This is a genomic window from Helicobacter sp. UBA3407 (assembly GCF_949747025.1).
GTDB lineage: Bacteria > Campylobacterota > Campylobacteria > Campylobacterales > Helicobacteraceae > Helicobacter_D > Helicobacter_D ganmani.
The window spans coordinates 1-9,590 of record NZ_CATKCB010000077.1; the positions used below are offsets into that span (position 1 = coordinate 1).

Below are 9,590 nucleotides of genomic sequence, written 5' to 3' on the forward strand. Positions count from 1 at the left end.
AAACATCAACAAAGTATAATGTGCTCTAGGTCCAACGCCAGAGTAGCTATAATCATACACTTTAGAAGCGTATTCCAAAGCACGCAATCCCATAAGGAAATTTCCAGATACTAAAAGCAAAAAAATGCAAAACAAAAAAACTTCCAATAAAATAGGCAAGAAAATCCTCATTAGCAATTATTCTGCTGTAAATTCTGTCCCAATTCCCGCACTTGTGAAAAGCTCCAAAAGCAAAGAATGCGGAATCCGTCCGTCAATAATATGAGCTTTCCCTACCCCATTTTTAACACAATCCAAACACGCCTCTACTTTTGGAATCATTCCACCACAAATCGTGCCATCGCGGTAGAGATTCTCGGTTTGAGCAATATTCAAGGATTCTATAATCTCGCCATTTTTATCCAATACACCTTTGGTGTCGGTTAAAAAAATTGCGCGCTTTGCTCCTGTGGCAATCGCAATCGCGCTTGCAGCAGAATCTGCATTGATGTTAAACCCCGGGTGTCCTGCTTCTTCTCCACAAGCAATCGGTGCAATCACCGGAACGAGATTTTGAGCAAGCAGATTGTCAATCACTTCACCGCGCGTTTCAATGATTTCACCTGTATAGCCATACCTGCCATTTTCCTTTGGCTTTGCTTGGAACAAAGAAGCGTCTTTGCCACTTAAACCTAGAGCATTCACCCCGTGAAAATTCAAAAAGGCTGTAATTTCTTTATTAATCTCCCCGCTAAGCACCATTTCTACGATTTTTAGTGCGTCAATACTCGTAACTCGCAATCCATCTACAAATTCACTTTGAATCTTAAGTGCGTTTAATAGCTCATTAATGCGCTTCCCACCGCCATGCACGATGATGGGCTTGATTCCCAACATATAAAGCATTACAATATCAATTGCGAATTGCTCCTTTAGATTCGGATTGATTTGCGCCGCACCTCCATATTTAATCACGATTTTAGAACCACGAAAAAACCGAATATAAGGTAGCGAATCCAAAAGAATAGAAACAATTTTAGAATAATTACGCATTTTGCCTCTTTATATAGTAAAATAATGCGAAATTATAACCAAAAGGATTGCAAATGCAAGAGAAAATTGTGTTTTTAGACGGACTAAGCTTGGGAGAACACGATTTGCAGGAAAAACTACTCAAAAAACTCCCAAATGTAGATTATACAGAGTATCCTACAACCACACCAGAACAGACATTAGAGAGGGCAAAAGGTGCTACAATCGTGCTTAGCAATAAAGTTGTATTAGATGCTCCTATTTTAAATGCTCTCAAAGAAACCTTGAAACTCATTTGCATTACTGCTACCGGAATGAATAATGTGGATTTGGAGGTGGCAAAAGAATGTGGAATCGCGGTAAAAAATGTCGCGGGCTATTCTACAAAAAGCGTGGCACAACACACTTTAATGATGGCATTAGCATTAAGTGCGAAGTTGCCGCTTTATGATTTTTTCTGCAAAAGCGGTTACTACACTTCTAGCGCACTTTTTACGAATCTTGCCAAACCATTAGAACTACTTTACCGCAAAAAATGGGGAATTATAGGACTAGGAAACATAGGACAAGAAGTAGCGAAGCTAGCAACTGCCTTTGGTGCGGAAGTTTGCTATTATTCTACTAGCGGTAAAAATCTCAATGCAACTTATCCGCACAAGGATTTAAAGACGCTTCTACAAGAATGCTTTGTTGTCTCTATCCACGCGCCACTAAATGACAATACGAAAAATCTATTAAATAAAAATAATTTGCATCTTATGCAAAATGGCTCAATTCTAATCAATGTCGGACGAGGCGGAATCGTGAATGAAGAGGATTTGGCAGACGAGTTAAAAAAACGCGAGATTTATGCGGGATTTGATGTTTTCACAAAAGAACCCATACCGCAAAATCACCCTTTCTTAAATGAAGAAATAGCTAATCAACTAGTTTTGACTCCTCATAATGCTTGGGGATATGAGGAAAGCAAATGCGTATTGATTGACGGGGTGATAAACAATATCGCGGAGTTTTTGAAATAATTTAAATTTAATATAGAAAAATCATAAAAAAATTTTATGGAAACTTTAGAATCTCTAGGACTAGTGGGATTGTTACTTGTCTGCTTTTTGGCAAGCAGTCTTTATCCGCTAGGCTCTGAAGTCTTTGTGTTGGGCTTCGTATCCTTAGGATATTCCGAATCTATCGTGTGGTGTGTCGCCACATTCGGTAACACACTTGGTGCACTGACAACTTATGCGATTGGCTATTTTGGCAACGATTATTTACTCAACCGATACTTCAAAAACACGAGCCAAAAAATCCATCGCTACCAAGACAAAATCCAAAAATACGGATTCTGCTTTGCATTTTTTAGTTTTTTGCCCTTTTTAGGCGATGTGTTTGCCCTCGCACTTGGCGTTTATCAATATTCTTTTATCAAGGCGGTTTTCTTTATTGCACTTGGCAAAGGCTTGCGATATTTGGTGCTTTTGGGTGCATTTTCTTGGTGGCAAGCAGCAGGTTAAAACTTGCCATTGCGTCCTTGCAAGAAATGAGCTTTAGCAAGAGACGAAGCAATCTATAATCTTGCATACTTTAAGCTTTGCAATAAAATCTTTAAACCCCCTTGCCCTCTTTAGAATCCTTTAGCAAGGTTTGCATTATAGAATCACTTTTAGAATCGGATTTAGTAAAAATGTTTTGAGGGATTCCATAAGCGTTAAAAGCTTGTTTATTTTTCAATTCTTGATTCTCTTTTTCTAGTTTGTCTCTTTTCTATAAGACTTCAAAGAAAGTTTGGGTATTCGTTATAAATTACAGAGTCTTAAAATGAAGTGTAAAGGTTTTTTAATTTTTCTGTTTATTTGAGGTTGTTACGCAAGGGAACAAGTTTATTGCACTTCAATCCTGCCATTATGACGACAAATTTTACCCTCTAGTTCATATTCAAACAAAACTGCCCCAAACTTCAAAAACGCTTCCTCAAAGAGTGGATTGCCTTTACAAAATTCTAACACCTCATCTTTTACCGCTATTGTTTGATTTGCAGAATCCTGCTTGCATTCCTCTTGGAATCCTAGCAATTCTACAAACTCATCTATATCCCAAATCACTTGCGCTTTGCCCTCTTGAGCCAAACTTTGAGTGCCTTGACTTTGCCCTATCTGATGAGGTGGTACGAAGATTTGTTTGCCAAGCTTTAGTGCATAATTCGCGCTTCGCATTGACCCGCTTTCTAAATCTGCTTGAGGGATAATCACATATTCTCCAAGACTAACGACCAATTTGTTGCGCTCCAAAAACGAAAAAGCGCGGGGAGAATAAGGAGAATCAAATGGACTTAAAATCAAAGCATCTCGGTAAATCTGCTGAATGATTTTTGCATTTGTGCGCGGATAGATAATGTCCAAAGAAGCAGGCGAAACCATAATGGTATTGGGTAAGGCATATTTATGTGCAATAATATCTATGCCAAGCGCGCCTCCACTCACAATTACCGCGCCCTTATTTGTAAGCTTGCGCGCAAGAGTTTGGGTGAAATTTTGAGCATAAGGGTTGGGATTCCGCGTGCCGACAATAGTAATTTTACGCGAGTTTAATAATTCTAAATTGCCGCAGTAAAAAATCTGCTTTAAACCCAAATACGACAATTCAGTCGGAATTGTAGGCAGAATCGCAAAATCTTTTAAGGACTCCAAACTATTTCTTTAGGATTCTTTTTGAACCAGATAAATGACAATTGTATCCACAAAACCATAACGACGATAACCATCACCCTCGCCATCACCCTCAAACTCATCTAGGATTTCTTTGGCTGGGTGCTCTTGGAGCAATCTAACTAATTCTATGCTTTTACCAAAACGTTCAAAATAACGTTTGATTGTAATCACCCAATTCACATCGGCACTTTGCAAGTTTTGCTGAATCTGACTTAAATAAGCTGTTTTTAAAAGTGAGCCAATTTTATCTACCCAATAATGCACTTCCATATACTCGCCAAAAACAACCATTGCGCGCTTTGCATCTCCTGTTTGCGCGTAGGTTTTTGCTTCTTCATAACATCTTAAAAAGTCTTTTGTGAAATCCTTAAACTGCTGCATAGAGCGCAAACTTTCAATTTCATCTACCAAGGAATAGACTTTTTTAATGTCTTTTGCTTCAATCGCTATTAAGAGATTCTCTTTTTGTTGCATTAGCACAATGCGTTCATTTGCTGCGCGCTTTAGTGTTGGAAAAACAAGAAGAGTTTCTGCAATTTTTTTTGCCTCATCGTAATGGAAGTTTTTTTCTAATTCAATCAGATTTGTGAGCATTCGCTCGCCCACTAAAAGCACTTTTTTATACAAATCCGTCTCGCGCAAGAATGAAAATTGAAAGGTTAAGCTAAAATATTCCTTGAAATTTTGTTTTTTAATCAGCATATCTGCTTTTTCAAACACATCGCAGTTACGCAAAAGCTGCACAATGAGTTCTTTTTTGGGCGTATTGTTAAAAGGTGCTAAAGCCTGCTCTGCCAAACGCTTATTGGTGCTTGCATTTTCCATAAGAAGTTTTTTGGCATTAAAAAATGCTTTATTCCAGATATTTTCTAGCTTTTCATAGGCTTGTGTTTTAACTAAAAATTTCGTTGTCTTTAGCATCTCGTAGGCTTTGGTGAAATCTTTTTTATTGACTAACTCTAAAAAAGTCTTTACCCCCTCCTTTTGAGACAAATAAAAGTCAAATTCATTCTTTTTTGATTCATTGACGACAAAGGGTGCAGTAAGTTCCACTGCTTTTTCTATTTCATTTTCATTCAACAATGCAATGGCTTCATTTAGGATTTCGGGCCACACTTCATCAAAGATTTTCGTCAAGGGGTGAATGCTTAAAAATACATTTTTATTAATCGCCTCACGTGCGCTTTTGTAATCTTTTTTTTGCAAACTAGATTCCAGCTCCTCTCTACCTTCATTATAATCAATAATCAAAAGTGCTCCGTCAATAGAACCGATATATAAATGTCCGTGAGAAAAAGCCAGTGAGGCTGTGCCAGCGTGTTCGTTGTTAATCTCCATAGCTTTTGAATTATCTTTCAAAGACAAGACATAAAGCATATCTGAACGCGTGCCAACAAGTGCGTAATTTTCTTCCTCTGTAATGGCAATACTTGTGGGCCAAAATGCAAAAGGGTATTCTTGCGAAATAATTTTGCCCTCTTTTAAGCTAAAAATAATGCTTGCATTGTTGCGACATACTAACAAAATTTTTTCATCGTGTTCAAAAAAACAAGAATCCTCTACAACATCGTTTGTAGCAAAATTAAAAGCGATTCTATGTCGCAAAACATCAAAAATCATCGTAAATTTATCAAATCCGCTAATTGCAATAAAATCGCCGCTTTTAGAAAAGCGAATCGTAGAAATATAATCCGAGCGCGCCAATAAAGAGGAAATAGCCAAAAAGCTACGTCCTTCATATAAAAAAACTCTTCCGTCTTGCCCACCTGTGGCAAAAAATCTCCCATCGTGAGAAAAAGCACAAGATTCTATATCGCCATCGTGGTCTTCTAATGTCGCAATGTGTTTCAAAGTAGAACCATTGAGTTCTAAAACAAATGCTTTCCTTTCACCCATAATAGGAAAACAAAAATAAGAATGCGGAGAGATTCCAAATGCGTGCGAATAACGATGCGGAGATTCTATATCTTTAATTACTCGGATACTTGTTCCAATATGTAAGTTTTGATTGATTTCAGAAATATAAAAAACATTATCAATACAAAAAGTGGAATCTTTTACACACGCAATATTTAAAATGCTCCCTTGTAGCTGGCGAGTTTCTGTTGGAGTTGTCATTGCGAATCCCTTAAAAATCCTAAAATTCTCAATATTTTAGCATAATTCTTTATAAAATTGTTATGGTGCAATAATTTCATTCACATATACAAGCTCTACCCCGCTTTTGGATAGATAATTTTCTGCATTTTTAAGAGCTAGCAAAGTCTCTTTGTGAGGGTGTCCAATCGCAATAGCATAACCCTTAGTCTTCGCTATTTTCACCGCTTGGATTAGATTTTGTGTAATTTTTGAAATATTCAATTCATTATCCAAAAACACATCACGTTCCAAATAGTTGCTTTGGCAAGGATTGAGTTGCCCCATAGAATGTGTAGAGTAAAATACACTTGTTTTGGTATTGGGAGCTGTTTTGGAATCAAGAAAACTAATTTTATTTTTATTAAGCGTCTCTAAAAGTAGCGTCATAGAATCTAAATCCTGCGTGAATTTACTCCCTGTATGATTATTGATATAGGTAAGTGTTGGAAAATCTTGCTTAATTGCTTGGATTCTTTGTTGAATTTTGTTTTGTGAATCTCCAACAAACAGCCATTCGTGCTCTGCTTGATAAAAGTCCAATGCCTCAAGTGGCAAATGCACCATATAAAAAGGAGCGAGTTTCGCAATTTTTGGAGTTTTTGGATTCGCCTTGCTTTTGGGAAAAAGCGAGGGAGTAATCTTGTAATGAATTTTAGTTATTGCCTGATATTGTGCGAAATTCCCAATATCATCAATAATAATTGCAAGCTGCGGCTTCGTTCGGCGACATAGTGCAGATTCTTTTGTTTCAGATGAATTTTCCTGCATTTTAGCAAGAGCGGATTCTTTTTGTGTTTCTTGAGATTCTTTTGTTGCATTAGATACGACTTGTTTTTTAAAAACCTCCGAATTATCTGTGTCTTGAGGTTGTGTTTGGGAGATTTCTTTTGAGGATTCCGCGAGAGAACTTGCCTTAAGTGCTTCTAAATTTTCTTTCAAAAAATCAATATTTTTTTGGATTAACTCTGCATTGCTTTGCATTATAGTCGCATTTGATTCCTTGCTTGATATGATTTTTGAGACTTGAGAATTTTCTTGTGTTTTTGTTTGCAAGACAGGTTTTGATTTGGGAGTTTTGGGGATAAAGTTAAAGCTAAGCAATACGAGCAATAATGCAATAATACCAATAGTTATGGGTTTTACTTTATCCATATATTCAATTATTTTTCTAATAGAATCTCAACTTCAAGTGTATTAAAATTTTGATTTGAATCTGTTTTCATATCAATTTTTTGAGCTTTTGTGTATTTTTTAATCACTTCTAGTATCTCTTCTTTCATTTGCTCCATATAAGGCACATTAATTGCGCGTTCGTGAGCTAAAATCAATGTTAAGCGGTCTCTTGCTTCCTTAGCAGAAGATTTTTTGCTACCGAAGAATTTATCCATTAAACTCATGAAAATAACCTTCCAAAGAATCCCTTTTTGGCTTTCAATTCCAAATAGGGTACTTCTTCACCCAAAATCCGTTTTGCAATATTTTGATAAGCAAGAGCAGAAAGAGAATTACCATAAATCACAGGTTCTCCCGTGTTAGTAGAAGAGATGATTTTCTCATCTTCTGGCACAATTCCAATAAGAGGCAAAGCAAGAATATTTAGCACATCTTCTACACTTAACATTTCACCTTTTTCTACCATTTCAGGTTTTAGTCTGTTAATAATCACATGCTTTAGCACTTCTTGCCCTTCTTGCGCCTTTTTGCTTTTTGCATCAATGATTCCAATCACCCTATCTGCATCACGCACGCTTGAAACTTCTGGTGTTGAAACAATCAATGCGCGGTCAGCCAAAAAAATAGAATGCTCAAATCCCCCCTCAATTCCTGCTGGAGAATCCAATAAAACAAAATCAAATTCTTCTTTGAGTTTATGAATTAACCCTGAAACTTTTTCTTTGTCTAAAATATTTTTATCCTTGCTTTGACTTGCGGGCAAAAAATAAAGATTTTTAGTTTTTTTATCATTGATAAGAGCTTGGGAAAGATTGCACTCCCCCTCCATCACATTGACAATATCATACACGATACGATTTTCTAAGCCCAAAATCATATCTAAATTACGCAAACCAATATCAAAATCTACCGCTACAACTTTCTTACCCACACTTGCCAACCCCACAGCAAGATTCGCAGTTGTTGTGGATTTGCCCACACCACCTTTGCCGGAAGTAATCGTAATCACACATCCACTCAAAATCACACCTTCAGTTTAAAATTAAGCTAAAAATTGTAGCTTTTGAAGCATTTAATATAGATTAAACATAAAAAAATTTTAAAAAAGGCTTGGAGTTAAAAGCGACTTTAGACGATAACTTTGGCGATGAACTGGGCAAAATCCACATTTCTGAATCTTCTCTAAATGTGCTTTTGTGCCATAACCCTTGTTATGAGCAAAATCATATTGAGGAAATTCCTTGTGCAATGCTAACATTTCAGAATCTTTTACACTCTTTGCCAAAATACTTGCTGCGCTGATTGTATGAAGTTTGGAATCTCCCTTGACTAGAGTCTTTAAATGAGGAATCCCAAAGGCACAATTTCCATCAAACACATAAAAGGGCGCATTTAAAGAACTTAAAATCTCAAGCAAAGATTCCTTTATGCACACGCTCAAGCCCTTTTCATCAATTTGCTTAGAAGTTTTTTGGACAATATGGAATCGCGCACAAGATTGAATCTCCACACTCAAAGAATCTCGGACAGATTGGGAAAGCTTTTTAGAATCTTTAATCCTCTCCAAAAGACTTTGAATAGGAGATTCTAAGACAACTCCACAAACAAAAAGCGAACCCGCTATGCAACCTCTCCCGGCTTCATCTATCCCACAAACTTCAGGATATTTTGACAAAGGAATCGTGAGTGATTCTAAGGTTTGCTGTAAAGCATTAGAGGACAAAGCAAGGTTTATCAGAGGATTCTGTTTGGACATTATTTCAAGACAAATCGCAAAACTTCTTTAAATTCGCTGACAGGGTGAATCTTCAAGCCATCTCTTACCTCTTGTGGAATCTCGTCCATATCACGTTCAAAATTTTTCTTTGGAATCAGTACTTCTTTCATACCCGATTTATAAGCAGCAATGAGCTTTTCTTGCAAACCGCCAATAGGCAAGACTTTGCCTCTTAAAGTTAGCTCGCCCGTCATTGCGACATCACCCCGCGCTTTTTTGTTTGTCAGCAGTGAAGCAAGTGCGCTCGCAATTGCGATTCCTGCACTTGGTCCATCTTTTGGTGTTGCGCCCTCTGGCACATGCAAATGCACATCTAAGCGATTATAAACCTCACTTGCACTAGGTTGGATATTTTCTTCTTTTTCTTTTGGGGTTTGAGGGATTAACTTACAATCCACCTTGAGTACTCCACTATCAATCAAAGATTTCACATAAGAATAGGCAATTTTCGCACTTTCTTTCATCACATCACCCAAATTTCCTGTTAAATTCAAGCCTCCCTTGCCTTTGATTTTAAGTGCTTCAATCTTTAGAACATCGCCCCCTACGCTCGTCCAAGCAAGCCCATTAACCAATCCAACCTCTGCATTTTTGTTTGCATTTTCAAACTCAAACACGATTTTGTCTAAAAATTCGTGTAAGTTTTTGGAAGTGATTTGCACTTTTTCTTGCGGAGATTGTAAAATGTTTTTTGCCACTTTGCGCAAGATTTGTGCAATCCTACGACGCAGATTCCGCACTCCTGCTTCTCTCGTGTATTTCTCAATCAGCATTTTTACCGCACTAGG

The 9,590-nt window shown here is 37.2% G+C and carries 11 protein-coding genes; 2 read left to right on the plus strand and 9 right to left on the minus strand.

Annotated features, from left to right (window positions below; all coding sequences use genetic code 11):
• Window positions 1-177: 177 nt before the first annotated feature.
• Window positions 178-1,032: an acetylglutamate kinase gene (gene argB / locus Q1553_RS01665; RefSeq protein ID WP_115552157.1), complete on the minus strand. Its 855-nt coding sequence runs from the start codon at window positions 1,030-1,032 to the stop codon at window positions 178-180.
• A 53-nt stretch (window positions 1,033-1,085) separates the two neighbouring features.
• Here argB and Q1553_RS01670 point away from each other — a divergent pair, with 53 nt between their 5' ends.
• Entirely contained in the window at window positions 1,086-2,033 is a 948-nt protein-coding gene (locus Q1553_RS01670; protein WP_298495686.1) for a D-2-hydroxyacid dehydrogenase, read from the plus strand.
• Between the two features lie 36 nt (window positions 2,034-2,069).
• Window positions 2,070-2,519, plus strand: coding sequence for a YqaA family protein (locus tag Q1553_RS01675; RefSeq protein WP_115552159.1), 450 nt, complete (start codon window positions 2,070-2,072; stop codon window positions 2,517-2,519).
• 91 nt (window positions 2,520-2,610) lie between these two features.
• Here the strand turns inward: Q1553_RS01675 and Q1553_RS01680 are convergent, their stop codons facing one another.
• The 8 genes from Q1553_RS01680 to Q1553_RS01715 all read right to left on the minus strand — a co-directional run.
• Window positions 2,611-2,736 carry a hypothetical protein gene (locus tag Q1553_RS01680; protein ID WP_299385146.1) on the minus strand — a complete coding sequence of 42 codons (126 nt, stop codon included), beginning with the start codon at window positions 2,734-2,736 and terminating at the stop codon, window positions 2,611-2,613.
• A gap of 149 nt (window positions 2,737-2,885) precedes the next feature.
• A complete protein-coding gene (locus Q1553_RS01685; RefSeq protein WP_115552160.1) occupies window positions 2,886-3,692 on the minus strand; it encodes a DNA-processing protein DprA in 807 nt (268 codons plus the stop codon).
• A gap of 9 nt (window positions 3,693-3,701) precedes the next feature.
• Window positions 3,702-5,831 (minus strand): hypothetical protein, encoded by a 2,130-nt coding sequence (locus tag Q1553_RS01690; protein ID WP_115552161.1) that lies wholly within the window; start codon window positions 5,829-5,831, stop codon window positions 3,702-3,704.
• A 60-nt stretch (window positions 5,832-5,891) separates the two neighbouring features.
• The gene (locus Q1553_RS01695; RefSeq protein ID WP_115552162.1) at window positions 5,892-7,004 is read right to left on the minus strand and encodes a divergent polysaccharide deacetylase family protein; all 1,113 of its coding nucleotides are present in this window, start codon (window positions 7,002-7,004) and stop codon (window positions 5,892-5,894) included.
• Window positions 7,005-7,012: 8 nt separating this feature from the next.
• On the minus strand, window positions 7,013-7,249 hold the full coding sequence (minE, locus tag Q1553_RS01700; RefSeq protein WP_115552163.1) for a cell division topological specificity factor MinE: 237 nt from the start codon (window positions 7,247-7,249) through the stop codon (window positions 7,013-7,015).
• Window positions 7,246-8,046, minus strand: a complete 801-nt coding sequence (gene minD, locus Q1553_RS01705; protein ID WP_115552164.1) for a septum site-determining protein MinD — start codon at window positions 8,044-8,046, stop codon at window positions 7,246-7,248. Before minD ends, minE begins: the two co-directional genes overlap by 4 nt.
• Before the next feature lie 78 nt (window positions 8,047-8,124).
• On the minus strand, window positions 8,125-8,781 hold the full coding sequence (locus Q1553_RS01710; protein WP_115552165.1) for a ribonuclease HII: 657 nt from the start codon (window positions 8,779-8,781) through the stop codon (window positions 8,125-8,127).
• On the minus strand, window positions 8,781-9,590 hold an 810-nt coding region (locus tag Q1553_RS01715; RefSeq protein ID WP_300842706.1), incomplete at its 5' end, for a S16 family serine protease. The genes Q1553_RS01710 and Q1553_RS01715, both read right to left, overlap by 1 nt.

Bases quoted from the DNA above. Each gene is read 5' to 3' on its own strand.
- argB (WP_115552157.1), bottom strand. From the start codon at position 1,032: ATGCGTAATTATTCTAAAATTGTTTCTATTCTTTTGGATTCGCTACCT.
- Q1553_RS01670 (WP_298495686.1), top strand. From the start codon at position 1,086: ATGCAAGAGAAAATTGTGTTTTTAGACGGACTAAGCTTGGGAGAACAC.
- Q1553_RS01675 (WP_115552159.1), top strand. From the start codon at position 2,070: ATGGAAACTTTAGAATCTCTAGGACTAGTGGGATTGTTACTTGTCTGC.
- Q1553_RS01690 (WP_115552161.1), bottom strand. From the start codon at position 5,831: ATGACAACTCCAACAGAAACTCGCCAGCTACAAGGGAGCATTTTAAAT.
- Q1553_RS01695 (WP_115552162.1), bottom strand. From the start codon at position 7,004: ATGGATAAAGTAAAACCCATAACTATTGGTATTATTGCATTATTGCTC.
- minE (WP_115552163.1), bottom strand. From the start codon at position 7,249: ATGAGTTTAATGGATAAATTCTTCGGTAGCAAAAAATCTTCTGCTAAG.
- Q1553_RS01710 (WP_115552165.1), bottom strand. From the start codon at position 8,781: ATGTCCAAACAGAATCCTCTGATAAACCTTGCTTTGTCCTCTAATGCT.